The 15038-nt window shown below is 72.1% G+C and carries 12 protein-coding genes; 9 read left to right on the top strand and 3 right to left on the bottom strand.

Going from position 1 to position 15038, the window contains the following annotated elements; all coding sequences use genetic code 11:
* Positions 1–39: 39 nt before the first annotated feature.
* Entirely contained in the window at positions 40–1695 is a 1656-nt protein-coding gene (locus EIM47_RS10970; protein WP_125076907.1) for an alpha-amylase family glycosyl hydrolase, read from the bottom strand.
* The gene (locus EIM47_RS10975; protein WP_205948717.1) at positions 1692–3173 is read right to left on the bottom strand and encodes an MFS transporter; all 1482 of its coding nucleotides are present in this window, start codon (positions 3171–3173) and stop codon (positions 1692–1694) included. The genes EIM47_RS10970 and EIM47_RS10975 overlap by 4 nt, the downstream gene beginning before the upstream one ends.
* Before the next feature lie 208 nt (positions 3174–3381).
* Between EIM47_RS10975 and pulA the strand changes: the two genes are divergently transcribed.
* The 9 genes from pulA (at position 3382) to EIM47_RS11020 (ending at position 14461) form a co-directional block, all read left to right on the top strand.
* Positions 3382–6147 (top strand): pullulanase-type alpha-1,6-glucosidase, encoded by a 2766-nt coding sequence (gene pulA / locus EIM47_RS10980; RefSeq protein ID WP_240626215.1) that lies wholly within the window; start codon positions 3382–3384, stop codon positions 6145–6147.
* 6 nt (positions 6148–6153) lie between these two features.
* Positions 6154–8220, top strand: coding sequence for a glycoside hydrolase family 97 protein (locus EIM47_RS10985; RefSeq protein WP_125076908.1), 2067 nt, complete (start codon positions 6154–6156; stop codon positions 8218–8220).
* 198 nt (positions 8221–8418) lie between these two features.
* Positions 8419–10032 carry an alpha-glucosidase family protein gene (locus tag EIM47_RS10990; RefSeq protein ID WP_125076909.1) on the top strand — a complete coding sequence of 538 codons (1614 nt, stop codon included), beginning with the start codon at positions 8419–8421 and terminating at the stop codon, positions 10030–10032.
* A 198-nt stretch (positions 10033–10230) separates the two neighbouring features.
* A complete protein-coding gene (locus EIM47_RS10995) occupies positions 10231–11355 on the top strand; it encodes a DUF3182 family protein (RefSeq protein ID WP_240626216.1) in 1125 nt (374 codons plus the stop codon).
* Complete coding sequence (locus EIM47_RS11000) at positions 11339–12145, top strand: alpha/beta fold hydrolase (RefSeq protein WP_019397558.1); 807 nt, start codon at positions 11339–11341, stop codon at positions 12143–12145. The genes EIM47_RS10995 and EIM47_RS11000 overlap by 17 nt, the downstream gene beginning before the upstream one ends.
* Positions 12146–12293: 148 nt before the next feature.
* Entirely contained in the window at positions 12294–12725 is a 432-nt protein-coding gene (locus EIM47_RS11005; protein WP_125076910.1) for an HU family DNA-binding protein, read from the top strand.
* A 112-nt stretch (positions 12726–12837) separates the two neighbouring features.
* Entirely contained in the window at positions 12838–13410 is a 573-nt protein-coding gene (locus EIM47_RS11010) for a M23 family metallopeptidase (protein ID WP_125076911.1), read from the top strand.
* 90 nt (positions 13411–13500) lie between these two features.
* Complete coding sequence (locus EIM47_RS11015; protein ID WP_028915323.1) at positions 13501–13806, top strand: DUF3861 family protein; 306 nt, start codon at positions 13501–13503, stop codon at positions 13804–13806.
* Positions 13807–13888: 82 nt separating this feature from the next.
* Complete coding sequence (locus tag EIM47_RS11020) at positions 13889–14461, top strand: DUF1439 domain-containing protein (RefSeq protein ID WP_164514588.1); 573 nt, start codon at positions 13889–13891, stop codon at positions 14459–14461.
* Positions 14462–14468: 7 nt separating this feature from the next.
* Here EIM47_RS11020 and EIM47_RS11025 read toward each other — a convergent pair whose 3' ends face one another.
* Complete coding sequence (locus EIM47_RS11025; protein ID WP_019397563.1) at positions 14469–14936, bottom strand: SET domain-containing protein-lysine N-methyltransferase; 468 nt, start codon at positions 14934–14936, stop codon at positions 14469–14471.
* Positions 14937–15038 lie beyond the last annotated feature (102 nt).

Below are 15038 nucleotides of genomic sequence, written 5' to 3' on the forward strand. Positions count from 1 at the left end.
CCGCCGCAGGGCGCTCGGCAACCGGCGCCCCTGCCCTGCTTACTGCCGCGGCGTGGCCTTCAGCGCGGCCTGGCGCAGGTCGGCGCGGGTCACCGGGCCGTCGTACAGGAACACGCGCACGCCGTGCGCCGGCACCTCGACCCGGAGCTTGCGCCCGACCCTGACCTCCTGGCCGCTGAAGCCGTCGCGCCAGCGCCCGGGCTGGAGCATGCGGGTGACCGTCGCCGTGCGCGGACGGTCGCCCTTGTTGAGCAGGACCAGGGCGGTCTGGGCCTGGCCGGCGTCCTCGTAGACCCGGTAGAACACCGCGCTGTCGCCCTGCAGTTCGACGTTCAGCTGCACCCCGCGCTGCAGCGCCGGCGAGGCCTTGCGCAGGTTGGCGATGCGCCGCAGGCTGGCGTGGATCGGGTGCGCGGGGGCGGCCTGGATGTTCTCCACGCCGTAGTAGGCGCGGTTGCCGCCGTGCTCGCCCTGGCCGCGCATGAACCCGGTCTCCGAGCCGTAGTAGACCACCGGGATGCCGCGTGCGGTGAACAGCCAGTTGTGCGCGTCGATGAAGCCCTCGTCGCTGGCGTCCATGCGCGGCATGTCGTGGTTGTCGTAGAAGGTGGCCAGCTCGTACGGGTTGGCGTACGGGCCGTCCTCCAGGTACAGCGCTTCGGCCAGGCGTTCGAACCCGGCGCTGGCCTGGCGCGAGAATACCTCGTCCATGGCCTTCTTCATCGGGAAGTCGAGCACGCTCACCCCGCCGTTCTCCGGGCGGGTGAACTGGGCGATGTTGGCCGCCTCGTAGTCGAACGATTCGCCGAACATGAACATGCCCGGGTGGCGCTCGCGGATGCGGTCGGTGAAGGCCTTCCAGAACGCCAGCGGCTGGTGGCGGATGGTGTCGATGCGCAGCGCGTCCACGCCCTGGCCGATCCACTGCAGGTAGGCGCCAACCAGGTAGTCCATCACCGCCGGGTTGTCGGCATCGAGGTCGGCCAGCTGGGCCAGGTCGGGCTTGTCGTTGTAGAAGGCGTGCAGCGGGTTGCCGGCCGGGTCCAGCCGTTCCGGCGGCAGGTTCTGGTGGTCGGCCACCAGGCGCCCTTCCGCGTCGAAGATCTGGCCGTACTGCGGCTGCGGCACCGGCATGGTCCAGCCCGGCGAACCGTGGTTGGCGACGATGTCCAGCACGGTCTTCAGGCCATGGCCGCGCAGGCCGGCGGTCAGGCCGGCGAAGTCCAGGCCCTCGCTGGGCAGGTGCTCGTCCAGGCGGTAGAAATTGACGCCCCAGTAGCCGTGGAAGCCGGTCTTGCCCTGGTCGGTGAGGAAGCCGTCGCAGGTGATCGGGTCGCCACCGGTGAAGGCCTGGTCCGGGTTGTCCACGATCGGCGTGATCCACACCGCGGTGAAGCCCATGTCGGCGATGTAGCCGGCGTTGTCGAGCAGGCCGCGGAAGTCGCCGCCCAGGTAGCCGACGTTGCCGACCACGCCGTCGCAGGGCTCCAGCGGCCGGTCGAAGGTGTGGTGCTCGCCGCCCTGGTCGCGGTGGTCGTTGGCCGGATCGCCGTTGACGAAGCGATCGGTCATCACGAAGTACACCGCCTCGCTGGCGAACGGTTCGCGGGTGCCGTAGATGGACTGGGCGAAGGCCGGTGCGGCGGCGACCGCCAGCGCCGTGCCCAGCAGGGCCTTGCGCAGGAAGCGATTCATGCGCGCGCCTCCGCGGTGCGCGGCACCGCCAGCACGCAGGCCGCGGCCAGCACCAGGCTGGCGCCACCCAGGGCCAGGGCCCACAGCGGCTGGCCGCCGAACAGCGCACGCAGCAGGAAGCCCAGCAGGCTGGCCGCGACCAGCTGCGGGATCACGATGAAGAAATTGAAGATGCCCATGTAAACGCCCATCTTGGCCGCCGGCAGGCTGTCGGACAGCATCGCGTACGGCAGGGAAAGGATCGAGGCCCAGGCGAAGCCCACGCCGACCATCGACAGCAGCAGCCACTGCGGATCGCGCACCCACAGGAAGGACAGCAGGCCCAGCGCGCCCAGGCACAGGTTGAGCACGTGGGTGCCGCGCAGGCCGATGCGTGCGGCCAGCCATGGGATGGCGATGGCCGCCACCGCGGCGAAGCCGTTGTAGGCCGCGAACAGCACGCCGACCCAGTTGGCGCCTTCGTTGTAGGCGGCCGAGGTCGGGTCGTTGCTGCCGAAGTGGGTGCCGGCCACCGCCGCGGTGGTGTAGATCCACATCGCGAACAGGGCGAACCAGGAGAAGAACTGGACCACGGCCAGGCGGCGCATGGTGCGCGGCATGGCGCGCAGGTCGGCGGCGATGGCCGGCAGCATGCTCCCGGCCGGCAGCACCCGCGCCACCAGCAGCAGCACGCCGTAGGCCGCGGCCATGCCGGCCAGCACGTAGAGCATGCGGTCCCAGCCGTTGGCCGCGATCAGCGCCGCCAGCACCAGGCCGCCGGCCAGCCAGGCCAGCGCCGGCAGCGGGCCTGCAGGCGGGACTGCGGCAGTGGCCTGCTCCGCGGGCGGCTCGGCCTGCTCGAACCGCGTCAGTTCATCCGGCGCGTATTCGCGGGTGCGCAGCACGGTCCAGCCGATCGCACCCAGCAGCACCACGCCACCGACGTAGAACGCGTAGCGCACGGTATCCGGCACCTCGCCCGGAGCCGCGGTATTGGCCACTCCGGCCTTGGCCAGCAGCCACGGCAGCAGGCTGGCGATGATCGCGCCGGCGCCGATGAAGAAGCTCTGCATCGCATAGCCGCTGGCACGCTGCTCCTGTGGCAGCTGGTCGCCGACGAAGGCGCGGAACGGCTCCATCGAGATGTTGATCGAGGCATCGAGGATCCACAGCATGCCGGCGGCGATCCACAGCGCCGGGGAGTGCGGCATGAAGAACAGGGCCAGGGTCGCCAGCACCGCGCCGGCGAGGAAGTACGGGCGGCGCCGGCCCAGCGGGGTCCAGGTGCGGTCGGAGAGATAGCCCACCACCGGCTGCACCAGCAGGCCGGTCAGCGGTGCGGCGATCCACAGCCCCGGCACCTGCTCCATGTCCGCGCCCAGGGTCTGGAAGATGCGGCTGACGTTGGCGTTCTGCAGGGCAAACCCGAACTGGATGCCCAGGAAGCCGAAGCACATGTTCCAGATCTGCCAGAACGACAGGCGTGGTTTGCGTTCAATCACGCTGTATCCCCCCTCCGGGAACCGTTGCGTCGCGATCCGCCGGCCGGCGGTACCGGGGCATGGTAGGCGGCGGCCGTACGCGTCGGACAGCGCATGCATACGTATTCATCGGCATGCGCGCCCATGCTGCACTGCACCCGTGGGATAGTGCGGCCCCTCGCGCCGCGGCCGGCTGCCGTGGACGCGGAGCGTTCTGGGAGGGGCGATGCTACGAAGCCTGCGGCGGCGCACCGTGCGCGCCATGTTCCATGCCTTTGGCGCGGCCGGCGGCTGTGCCCTGCTGCTTGCCGCCCTGCCCGCGCATGCGGCGGTGCTGCCCATCGCAGCCTGCGACGCCGGCGAGGCCGTGGTCCTCGCCGCCGAGGCCGGCACCGTTCCCGACGCACGCGCGATCTGGCTGGACCGGCGCACCCTGCGCTGGCCCGGCGCCCCGGACCCTGGCCGTTACCGCCTCTACCACGGCAAGGTGCTGCCGCAGGCCATCCCCGGCCAGCGCGTGCGCGGCGCCGAGGGCCAGCTAGCGCTGGCCGGCGCCACCGTGGCGGAAACGGTCGCACGGCGCTTCCGCCATGTCGCCCCCGGCGCCACCCTGGCCCTGGACCTGGACGACCAGGCCCTGCGCGCGCTTTACCGCCAGGCCCTGCTGCTGGTGCGCGAGGACCCGCGCGGCCGCGTGCTGGACGCCACCCGGATCCAGCTGCCCGGCGCACTGGACGACCTGTATGCCGCCGCGGTCGATGCGCCGATGCCCGGCGCGCACCCCGCGCCGGACGGCACCCGCTTCAGCGTATGGGCACCGACCGCGCGCGAGGTCTCGCTGTGCCTGTACCCCGGCGACCATGCCGCGGCCACCCGCCGCGTGGCCGTCGCGGCCGATCCGGCCACCGGCATGTGGACCGCGCGCCTGCCGCAGGACCTGCGCGGCGCTTATTACACCTGGCTGGTGGACGTGTACGTGCCGGGCACCGGCCTGGTGCGCAACCGCGTCACCGATCCGTACTCGGCCAGCCTCGGCACCGATTCGCGCCGCAGCTACGTGGCCGACCTGGACGACCCGGCGCTCAAGCCCGACGGCTGGGACCAGGCCCCGCGCCCGCCCGCGCTGCAGGCGCAGGTGGACATGTCGGTGTACGAACTGCACGTGCGCGACTTCTCCATCGGTGATGCCACCGTGCCGGAACCGCTGCGCGGCCGCTACCTGGCGTTCACCGCCGCCGGCAGCGCCGGCATGGCCCACCTGCGCGCCCTCGCCCGGGCCGGCCTGACCGACGTGCACCTGCTGCCGGTGTACGACTTCGCCTCCGTGCCCGAAGCCGGCTGCACCACCCCGCAGGTGCCCGATGCACCGGCGGACAGCCCGCTGCAGCAGGCCGCGGTGATGGCCGAAGCCGCGCGCGACTGCTTCAACTGGGGCTACGACCCGTTCCACTTCAATGCGCCCGAGGGCAGCTACGCCACCGATCCGTCCGACGGCGCGGTGCGCATCCGCGAGTTCCGGGCCATGGTCATGGCCCTGCACGCCCTGGGCCTGCGCGTGGGCATGGACGTGGTCTACAACCACACCTATGCCGCCGGCCAGGACCCCGGCTCGGTGCTGGACCGCATCGTGCCCGGCTACTACCACCGCCTCGACGCCAGCGGCACGGTGGAGACCAGTACCTGCTGCAGCAACACCGCCACCGAGCACGCGATGATGGCGCGGCTGATGATCGACTCGGCCGGGCTGTGGGTGCGGCACTACCGGATCGACTCGTTCCGCTTCGACCTGATGGGCCACCAGCCGCGCGCGGCGATGGAAGCCCTGCAGCGCCGGGTCGACGCCGTCGCCGGCCGCCACGTGCCGCTGATCGGCGAGGGCTGGAACTTCGGCGAGGTGGCCGATGGCGCCCGCTTCGTCCAGGCCTCGCAGCTGTCCCTGGGCGGCAGCGGCATCGGCACCTTCAGCGACCGCGCGCGCGATGCCCTGCGCGGCGGCGGCCCGGGCGACAGCGGCCGCGACAAGCTGGCGCGCCAGGGCTGGCTCAACGGCCTCGGCTACGCGCCGAACGAGGCCACTGCCGGCGGCGACCCGGCGGCCAGCCGCGCCGCCTTGCTGCGCGCAGCCGACCTGGTCCGTGCCGGCCTGGCCGGCACCCTGCGTGACTACGTGCTGGATACCGTCGACGGCCCCCGCCCGCTGCACGAGGTGGACTACAACGGCCAGCCGGCCGGCTATGCCCACGCACCGGGCGAGGTGGTCAACTACGTCGAGAACCACGACAACGAGACCCTCTACGACCTCAACGCCTACCGCCTGCCCGCCGGCACGCCGGCCAGCGAGCGGGCGCGGGTGCAGGTGCTGGGCATGGCCACCACCGCGCTCAGCCAGGGCGTGGCCTACTTCCACGCCGGCATCGACCTGCTGCGCTCCAAGTCCATGGACCGCAACAGCTACGACTCCGGCGACTGGTTCAACCGCATCGACTGGAGCGGCGGGGACAATTTCTTCGGCAGCGGCCTGCCGCCGGCCAGCGGCAACGAAGCCGACTGGCCGTGGATCGCGCCGCGCCTGGCCGATCCCTCCATCCGCCCGGCCCCGGAAGACATCGCCTTCGCCCGCGCCGCCCTGCGCGAGCTGCTGGCAATCCGCGCCAGCTCCAGCCTGTTCCGGCTGCGCACCGCCGAAGAGGTCGCGCGCCGGCTCAGCTTCCCCAATAGCGGCCCCGGCCAGAACCCGCTGGTGGTCGCCGGCCTGCTCGACGGCCGCGGCCATCCGGGCGCCGGCTTCGCCGGCATCCTCTACCTGCTCAATGCCTCGCCGCAGGCGCAGGTACTGGAACTGCCGGAGCTGCGCGGCCAGCGCTGGCGCCTGCATCCGCTGCAGCGCGGCCCGCACGCCGCCGATCCACGCGTGCGCGAAGCAGGCCACGAACCCGCGCGCGGCCGCTTCACCGTGCCGCCGCGCACCGTCCTCGTCTACGTCCTGGAGTAAGCCCCCATGCCCGCACGACGTCTCCCGCGCCGCCCCCGCGCCCTGCTCGCCCTGCTACTCCTTGCAGCAGCCGCCCTGCCCCTCCACGCCCGCGACCTGGCACGGATCGAGTCCCCCGGCCAGGTGCTGGCGGTGACCATCGAAGCCCAGCACGAGGACCGCCTGGCCTACCGCGTCGAACGCCGTGGCAAGCCCGTGATCGCCTCCTCGCGCCTGGGCTTCCTGCTTGGCGACGGCCGCCTGGAGCGCAACCTGGAGCTGATCGACCACTCCAGCCGCAGCTTCGACGAGACCTGGGAGCAGCCCTGGGGCGAGCGCCGCCTGACCCGCAACCACTACAACGAGCTGCGCGCGCGCTTCGCCGAGCGTCCGGCCGAGCCGGGCCAGCCGCCACGACGGATCGACGTGGTGTTCCGCGTCTACGACGACGGCGTCGGTTTCCGCTACGAGTTCCCGGCCGAGCCGGGACCGCGCCAGGTGCGCATCCGCCAGGAGCTGACCGAGTTCGCCCTGGCCGATGCGGACAACACCACCGCCTGGTGGATCCCCGCGTTCGAATGGAACCGCGAGGAATACCTGTACTCGCGCACCCCGCTGCGCGAGATCGGCACCGCGCAGACGCCGCTGACCCTGCGCACCGGCGACGGGCTGCACGTCTCCATCCACGAGGCGGCGCTGGTCGACTACGCCGGCATGAACCTGGCCCGTGGCGACGGCAACGTGCTGCGCGCCGCGCTGACCCCGTCCAGCGAGGGCGGCGCGGTGAACCGCACCACCCCGTTCGCCACCCCGTGGCGCACGATCCAGATCGGCGAGCGTGCCGGTGACCTGGTCGAGTCCAGCCTGATCCTCAACCTCAACGAGCCCAACGCCATCGGCGACGTCAGCTGGTTCAAGCCGGCCAAGTACGTGGGCGTGTGGTGGTCGCTGCACCTGGAGAAGGAGACCTGGGGCACCGGCCCCAGGCACGGCGCGACCACCGCCAATACCCGCCGCTACATCGACTTCGCCGCGAAGAACGGCTTCCGCGGCGTGCTGGTGGAAGGCTGGAACCCGGGCTGGGACGGCAACTGGTTCGCCAACGGCTGGGGCTTCGACTTCACCCGCTCCACCCCGGACTTCGACCTGCCGAAACTGGCCAGGTACGCCGCCGGCAAGGGCGTGCACCTGATCGGCCACCACGAAACCGCCTGCGCGGTCAGCCATTACGAACGCCAGCTGGAGGCGGCCTTCGACCTGTACGCGCGCAACGGCGTGGACGTGGTCAAGACCGGCTACGTCTGCGACGCCGGTGACATCCAGCGCCAGGACCAGCCTGGCGGCCCGGTGGTGCGCGAGTGGCACGAGGGCCAGTGGATGAGCAACCACCACCTGCGCGTGGTCCAGGCCGCGGCGAAGCGGAAGATCGCGGTCAACGCCCACGAGCCGATCAAGGACACCGGCCTGCGCCGCACGTACCCGAACTGGGTCTCGCGCGAGGGTGCGCGCGGCATGGAATTCGCCGCCTGGGCCGATCCGCCGAACCCGCCGGAGCACGAGGCCACCCTGGTGTTCACCCGCATGCTGGCCGGGCCGATGGACTTCACCCCGGGCATCGTCAGCCTGGTCGGCCGCAACGGCCAGAAGCTGCGCAGCACCCTGGCCAAGCAGCTGGCGCTGTACGTGGTCCTGTACAGCCCGGTGCAGATGGTCGCCGACCTGCCCGAGCATTACGCGAAGCAGCCGCAGGCGCTGAAGTTCATCCGCGACGTGGCGGTGGACTGGGAGGAAAGCCGCATGGTCGACGGTTCGGTCGGCGAGTACGCGGTGCTGGCACGCAAGGCGCGCGGCGGCGAGGAGTGGTTCCTCGGCGCGGTCGGCGACGACACCCCGCGCGTACTGCAGGCGCCCCTGTCCTTCCTCGATGCCGGCCGCCGCTATCGCGCCGAGATCTATCGCGACGGCGACGGCGCGGACTGGGAGCACAAGCCCTTCGCCTTCGTCCACGAAACCCGCGAAGTCGGCGCCGGCGACGTGCTGGAGCTGCGCCTGGGCCGCGGCGGTGGCCAGGCCGTGCGGTTCGTGCCGCTGTAAGGCGCTCCCGATGAATACGTATGCGCCCCCGCTCGGCCGCGAGGGGGCGCCACTACCATAGCCGCGGCCAATGGAAGCGCGCCGGGCAAGCCCTGCCGCGACCGGAACCGCCGGTGGCCCGGGCAAGGGATTGCCCACCCCGGCCCTCCATCCCCGCCGCGCCCGTCGGTGCGGCTTCCCATCCGTAATGATTCCCGTATGTCCGATACCCAGTGGTGGCGCGGCGCCGTCATCTACCAGATCTACCCCCGCAGCTTCCTCGACACCAACGGCGACGGCATCGGCGACCTCCCGGGCATCACCGAGCGGCTGGACTACGTGGCCTCGCTGGGCGTGGACGCGATCTGGATCTCGCCGTTCTTCAAGTCGCCGATGGCCGACTACGGCTACGACATCGCCGACTACCGCGACGTCGACCCGCTGTTCGGCACCCTGGACGACTTCGACCGCCTGCTGGCCAAGGCCCACCGCCTGGGCCTGAAGGTGATGATCGACCAGGTGCTGAGCCATACCTCCGACCAGCACCCCTGGTTCCTGGAAAGCCGGCAGAGCCGCGACAACCCCAAGTCCGACTGGTACGTGTGGGCCGATGCCAGGGAAGACGGCACCCCGCCCAACAACTGGATGTCGATCTTCGGCGGCGTGGCCTGGCGCTGGGAGCCGCGCCGCTGCCAGTACTACCTGCACAACTTCCTGTCCTCGCAGCCGGACCTGAACTTCCACAACCCGGAAGTTCGCCAGGCCACGCTGGACAACGTGCGCTTCTGGCTGGACCGCGGCGTCGACGGCTTCCGCCTGGACGCGATCAACTTCTGCTTCCACGACGCGCAGCTGCGCGACAACCCGCCCAAGCCGGCGGATAAGCGCGTGGGCCGCGGCTTCAGCCCGGACAACCCGTACGCGTTCCAGTACCACTACTACAACAACACCCGCCCGGAGAACATCGGCTTCCTCGAGGACCTGCGCCGGCTGATGGACCAGTACCCCGGCGTGGTGACCCTGGGCGAGATCTCCTCGGAGGACTCGCTGGCCACCACCGCCGAGTACACCTCCGGCAAGCGCCTGGACATGGGCTACAGCTTCGAGCTGCTGGTGGACGACTTCAGCGTCGGCTACATCCGCGGCACGGTCGAGCGCCTGGAAGCGGCAATGACCGAGGGCTGGCCGTGCTGGGCGGTGTCCAACCACGACGTGCGCCGCGCGGTCACCCGCTGGGGCGGCGCCGAAGCCCCGCCGCAGCTGGCGCGCATGCTGGCGGCGATGGTCTGCTCGCTGCGCGGCTCGGTCTGCATCTACCAGGGCGAGGAACTGGGCCTGCCCGAGGCCGACGTCCCGTTCGAGGCCCTGCGCGACCCCTACGGCATCACCTTCTGGCCGACCTTCAAGGGCCGCGACGGCTGCCGCACGCCGATGCCGTGGAAGGACGCGCCCGACGCCGGTTTCAGCCCGGTGCAGCCATGGCTGCCGGTGCCGGACGAGCACCGCGCCCTGGCGGTGGAGCGCCAGGAAGCCGACCCGGATTCGGTGCTGCACGCGTTCCGCGCCTTCATGCGCTGGCGCAGGCAGCAGCCGGCCCTGGTGCGCGGCTCGATCCGCTTCCTGGACACCGCCGAGCCGGTGCTGGCGTTCGTGCGCGAGCACGAGGGCCAGCGCATGCTGGCCGCGTTCAACCTTTCCGCCAACGCCACCACGCTGTCGCTGCCGGACGGCCAGTGGCAGCCGCAGGCCATCCCCGGCTACGCCGCGGTCGGCATCGATGGCGGCCAGACCACGCTGCCGGCATGGGGCGTGTTGTTCGCACTCGCTGGCTGATCCCTCCCTCAGCCGCGGTCGGGCCGGGGCATCAACGATGCCCCGGTTTTTTTGTGCCCGTGGTCCAGCGCCGGAAACGGACACAGGCACGCTTCACGACCCCGCGCACGCGCCGTGGCAGCGGGGCGGCGATCCTTCGCGCCCGTTTCACCGCGAAGGCCGCAGCTTGCCTGCGTCCTTCCGCGGAGAGCCAGCGGCATGCCTTCCCCCACGAACAGGTGCCGTCGCGCGGTGGTCACGGTGTGCGCGGGCGGGCAGCCGCGCAGCGACCACGAACGCGCCTCGCAGGCCTGGGTGGCGCGGCGCCTGGCCGAACTGGCCGGCTGGGAGTACGCCGGCGAGTACGACCCCGCGCATCCGCCGGCGCTGCGCCCCTACTTCGTGCCCGACGACACCCTTACCGCCGCCCAGGCGGCTCGGCTGGGCATCGCTGGCGAGGACGACCTGTTCGGCGGGGTGGTCCCGCACGCCTTCATCGCCAGCAAGGTGATCACCCACGGCCTGCCGCGCGAGTGCGCCTCGGCCCCCGAGGGCTGGCGCGCGGAGCTGGGTGAGCGCCTGCGCCCGGTGGTACTGGACGGCTTCAGCGCCTTCTGCCCGCACTCGGCCGGCAGCGCCGGGCGCGAGCTGCTGGCGCGCGGCGGCGCGATCCGGCTGAAGCCGGCCCAGGCCCGCGGCGGCCAGGGGCAGCAGCGGGTCGAGCACCCCGACCACCTGGAACAGGCGGTGGCCGCGCTCGACCTGCTGCAGCTGCAGCAGCACGGCATGGTGCTGGAGCAGGACCTGGTCGAGGCGACCACCTGCAGCGTGGGCCAGGTCCGCATCGCCGGCCTGGTCCTGTCCTACCTGGGCACCCAGCAGCAGGCCCCGGACCGCGAGGGCCTTGAGGTCTACACCGGCTCGCGCCTGCAGGTGGTCACCGGCGGCTACGAGGCGCTGGAGGCTGTGGCCGGCGACGCACTCCAGCGCGAGGCCCTGGACTGCGCGCGCCGCTACGACGCCGCGGTGGCGGAGGTGCACCCGGGCTTCTACGCCTCGCGCCGCAACTACGACGTCATCGCCGGGCGCGACGCCCGCGGCCGCTGGCGCTGCGGCGTGCTGGAGCAGTCCTGGCGCCTGGGCGGGGCCTCGCCGGCGGAAGTCGTGGCGCTGGACGCGTTCCTGTCCGGGCGCGTGCCGCGCGGCGCGCTCACCGCCTCCTGCCACGAGAGCCACGACCTGGCCCACCGCCCGCCGCCGCATGCGCAGGTCCACTTCCACGATCCGTTCGCAGGACGTGGACCGGTGCTGAAGTACGCTGTGGTCCATGGAAATCCGCCTTGACCCGGTCGACATCAGGGTCGACGACGAGGTCGTCCGCGGCACCGTGCTGTCGCCGCCGCCCGCGCTGCCCGGCGTGCTGTTCGTGCACGGCTGGGGCGGCAGCCAGGACCACGACCTCGGCCGCGCCCGCCGCATCGCCGGCATCGGCTGCGTCTGCCTGACCTTCGACCTGCGCGGCCACGAGGAAACCGCGGCGCAGTGGGAAACGGTCAGCCGCCCGCAGAACCTGGCCGACCTGGTCGCCGCCTACGACTGGTTCGCCGCGCGCCCGGACGTGGACGCGTCGGCCATCGCCGTGGTCGGCATCAGCTACGGCGGCTACCTGTCCACCCTGCTGACCGGGCTGCGCCCGGTGCGCTGGCTGGCCCTGCGCTCGCCGGCGATCTACAAGGACGAGGGCTGGGAGCTGCCCAAGCGCCAGCTGCACGCCGACCCCGACCTGCCCGCGTTCCGCCGCCGCCGCGTACCCTGGCAGGAAAACCGCGCCCTGCGCGCCTGCCACGACTTCCAGGGCGACGTGCTGCTGGTGGAGGCCGAGCACGACCAGACCGTGCCGCACATGGTCGGTGAGAACTACGCCGCCGCGTTCTCCAGCGCCCGCTCCCTGACCAAGCGCCGCATCGCCGGCGCGGACCACGCCTTTTCCGGCAAGCCCGAGCAGCAGGCCTATACCGAGGTCCTGGCCGGCTGGCTGGGGGAAATGGTGCGTGCGGCGCGCGAGCGCGAGGCCGGGCAGAAGGTCGCCGAGCGCAAGCAGGCCCGCCGCGCGGGGGCGCCGGCCGGGGGCTGACCCGCCCCGGGGCGCTCCGTCCGTCCGCCAGGCGGCATTTTTTGCCGCTTTTCCGCGCTTTTCCTCTTGGCGACGCCCCGCGCATCGCCTACATTCGCCGTGCCGATGCTCTCGGCCCACCATCCAATACGTACGGAACAGGAAATTTATGGCGAAGACCACCAAGAAGCCGGCCGCCAAGAAGGCCGCGACCAAAGCGGCGAAGACGACCGCAGTGAAGAAGGCTGCTGCGCCGAAGAAGGCTGCCGCTGCTCCGAAGAAGGCCGCCCCGCTGAAGGAAGTCCTGGGCAAGTCCGCCCTGATCAAGCACCTGTCCGAAACCAGCGGCGTCGTCGCCAAGGACGTCAAGGCCGTGCTGGCCGCCGTCGAGGATGCGGTCTCCGGCGCGATCAGCAAGAAGGGCGTCGGCAGCTTCACCCTGCCGGGCCTGTTCAAGGTCACCGCGGTCAAGGTCCCGGCCAAGCCGCGCCGCAAGGGCATCAATCCGTTCACCAAGGAAGAGCAGTGGTTCGCCGCCAAGCCGGCTACGGTCAAGGTCAAGGTGCGCCCGCTGAAGAAGCTCAAGGACGCTGCCGCCTGATCGGCGCGACGGGCTTACCAGCTTCTTCCGACGGGGTGGCCGCAAGGCCGCCCCGTTTTCGTTGGCGCCGGCCTTGCCATTGCGGGCACGCGCGCCGGGCCATGCTCGGCGCATGGGATCGCACCGCCCCACCCGCGCCCGGCGCCTGGCCGGCCTTGCCTGGACCCTGCTCTGGCTGTCCGTGCTGGGCCTGGCGCTGGCCTGGGCCTGGCAGCACCCGGCGGTGCAGCGCGCGCGGCTGGCCCTTGAACTGGCGCGCGAACCGGCGCCACAGGCGCTGCCGGTCCCGGTGCAGGGCGTGGCCGCCGGCAGCATCGCTCCGACCTGGGGCGCGCCGCGCGGCACCGGCCGCCGCCACGAAGGCGCGGACATCTTCGCCCCGCGCGGCACGCCGGTGGCCAGCACCACCCGCGGCATCGTCACCGCGGTGCGCGAGCGCGGCCTTGGCGGGCGCCAGGTCTGGGTGCGCGGGCCCGGCAACGAATCCCACTACTACGCCCACCTCGAGGACTGGGCGCCGGGCCTGGCACCCGGCGACCTGGTCGAGGCCGGCACCGTGCTGGGCAGCGTCGGCGATAGCGGCAACGCGCGCGGCACCCCGCCGCACCTGCACTACGGGATCTACGGCCGCGGCGGGGCGGTCGACCCGCTGCCGCGGCTGCGCGCGGGGCAAGCGCCGCGCTGAGGCGGTGGAACGGTCCATCGTGGCCAGGGGCCTCGTTCCCGGGTGGCGGCAGGCCTATCGTGGCCACACCCCTTTCAGGACCCCGCAACAATGGCTTCATCCCCACAGCGCTACCGCATCACCGTGACCCCGGTGGAGAACGGCGGACTGCCGTGCCAGGGGCGCTGCGCGATCGAGTTCGAGCAGCCCTGCTGCGACGACTGGATGCGCGTGATCGAGTCCAACCAGCGCCTCCCCGGCCTCAGCGCCGACGAACGCACCGCCCTGGTGATCGGCGCCCGCCTGCTCGACGGCATCGTCCGCCGCCACCCGGCGGTGGCCGATGGCCTGCTCGACGGCCTGCCCGCGCCGCTGTCGCGCCTGCTGGCGCGACTGGATCCGCGCGAGGAGAGCTGAGCGTCGCGCCGGCGGTGCGCTGCTAACGACCGGTTCACCGCGCCGCGCCAGGATGGTGCTTCCGATCCGCGAGGAATCCGCGATGCGCCTGTCCCGCCCTCTTCCCGTCCTGCTGGCCGCGCTGCTGGCCTTGCCGCCGGCGCTGGCCGCGCCCCGTTTCGAGGGCCGCCAGGTCAGCGTGCAGGCGGCCGACGCCCAGGCCTTCCTCCAGGGCCGGTTCCCGCAACGGCACAGCGCCCTCGGCGGCCTGCTCGAACTGACCGTGTCCAACCCGCGCCTGGAACTGCCGCCGGGCACGCGCATGCGCCTGGGCCTGGACCTGGCCGCGGCCACTGCCGGCGGCCCCCCCACGCCGGTCGGCCGGGTGCAGCTGAGCAGCGCGTTGCGCTACGACCCGGCGCGCAAGGCGTTCTTCCTGGAGCAGCCGGCGATCGAGGACTTCCGCCCCGCGCAGGCCGGCCTGGCCCTGGACGAGGGCACCCGCGGCCTGCTCAACGCCTGGCTGGCCGACTACGCGCGCAGCGAGCCGGTGTACCGCATCGAGCCGCCGCTGGCGGCCCTGCTGGGCGGGGTGCAGGTGGAAGCGGCCGGCGTGCGCGACGGCCAGCTCCACGTGCTGCTGGACCGCGACCCGGCGCTGCCGGCGTCGGAGTGACCCCGCCTCAGCGCTTGGGCTGGAGCATGGTCCCGGTGCACTTGGGCGAGCCGCAGCGGCAGGCCCAGATCTTCTTCAGCCGCGGCGTATGCCGCTCGGCCAGGGTGATGCCGTAGTTGTAGGTCAGCTCCTCGCCGGGGCGGATGTCGCGGATCGCCTCGATGAAGATGCGGTCCTTGCTGCGGTCGTCGCCCTCGTGCTCGACCACCACGGCCTCGCAGTTCGGGTCGCAGCTGTGGTTGATCCAGCGCGCGTCGTTGCCCTTGTGGTTGGCGTCGATCACGTAGTCGTCGTTGAGCGTGAACAGGAAGGTGTGCCCGCTCTCGACGTCGCCGGCGCTGTCGGCGTCGACCTCGGCGTGGGTCCGGCGCAGGCCCTTGTACTCGATGATGCGCTCGCCCTTGCGGATGGGCTCCACCGCGAACACGCCATTGCCGTGGATGGGGGACTTGCGGGCGACGATCTTGCGGGGCATGGACGTTCCGGGGCGGCGACTGGAACGCGATTCTCGCCCATGCCGCCGCGCATCCCAAGCCCGCCCACCTGCATACCCGTCCGATGATGCCGGACATCGCCG

It is taken from the genome of Pseudoxanthomonas sp. SGT-18 (assembly GCF_003931645.1).
In the GTDB taxonomy this organism is placed as follows: Bacteria; Pseudomonadota; Gammaproteobacteria; order Xanthomonadales; family Xanthomonadaceae; genus Pseudoxanthomonas.

Excerpts from the sequence above, each read along its gene's own strand:
- EIM47_RS10970 (WP_125076907.1), bottom strand. The coding sequence starts at position 1,695 with ATGAATCGCTTCCTGCGCAAGGCCCTGCTGGGCACGGCGCTGGCGGTC.
- pulA (WP_240626215.1), top strand. The coding sequence starts at position 3,382 with ATGCTACGAAGCCTGCGGCGGCGCACCGTGCGCGCCATGTTCCATGCC.
- EIM47_RS10985 (WP_125076908.1), top strand. The coding sequence starts at position 6,154 with ATGCCCGCACGACGTCTCCCGCGCCGCCCCCGCGCCCTGCTCGCCCTG.
- EIM47_RS10990 (WP_125076909.1), top strand. The coding sequence starts at position 8,419 with ATGTCCGATACCCAGTGGTGGCGCGGCGCCGTCATCTACCAGATCTAC.
- EIM47_RS10995 (WP_240626216.1), top strand. The coding sequence starts at position 10,231 with ATGCCTTCCCCCACGAACAGGTGCCGTCGCGCGGTGGTCACGGTGTGC.
- EIM47_RS11000 (WP_019397558.1), top strand. The coding sequence starts at position 11,339 with ATGGAAATCCGCCTTGACCCGGTCGACATCAGGGTCGACGACGAGGTC.
- EIM47_RS11005 (WP_125076910.1), top strand. The coding sequence starts at position 12,294 with ATGGCGAAGACCACCAAGAAGCCGGCCGCCAAGAAGGCCGCGACCAAA.
- EIM47_RS11010 (WP_125076911.1), top strand. The coding sequence starts at position 12,838 with ATGGGATCGCACCGCCCCACCCGCGCCCGGCGCCTGGCCGGCCTTGCC.
- EIM47_RS11015 (WP_028915323.1), top strand. The coding sequence starts at position 13,501 with ATGGCTTCATCCCCACAGCGCTACCGCATCACCGTGACCCCGGTGGAG.
- EIM47_RS11020 (WP_164514588.1), top strand. The coding sequence starts at position 13,889 with ATGCGCCTGTCCCGCCCTCTTCCCGTCCTGCTGGCCGCGCTGCTGGCC.
- EIM47_RS11025 (WP_019397563.1), bottom strand. The coding sequence starts at position 14,936 with ATGCCCCGCAAGATCGTCGCCCGCAAGTCCCCCATCCACGGCAATGGC.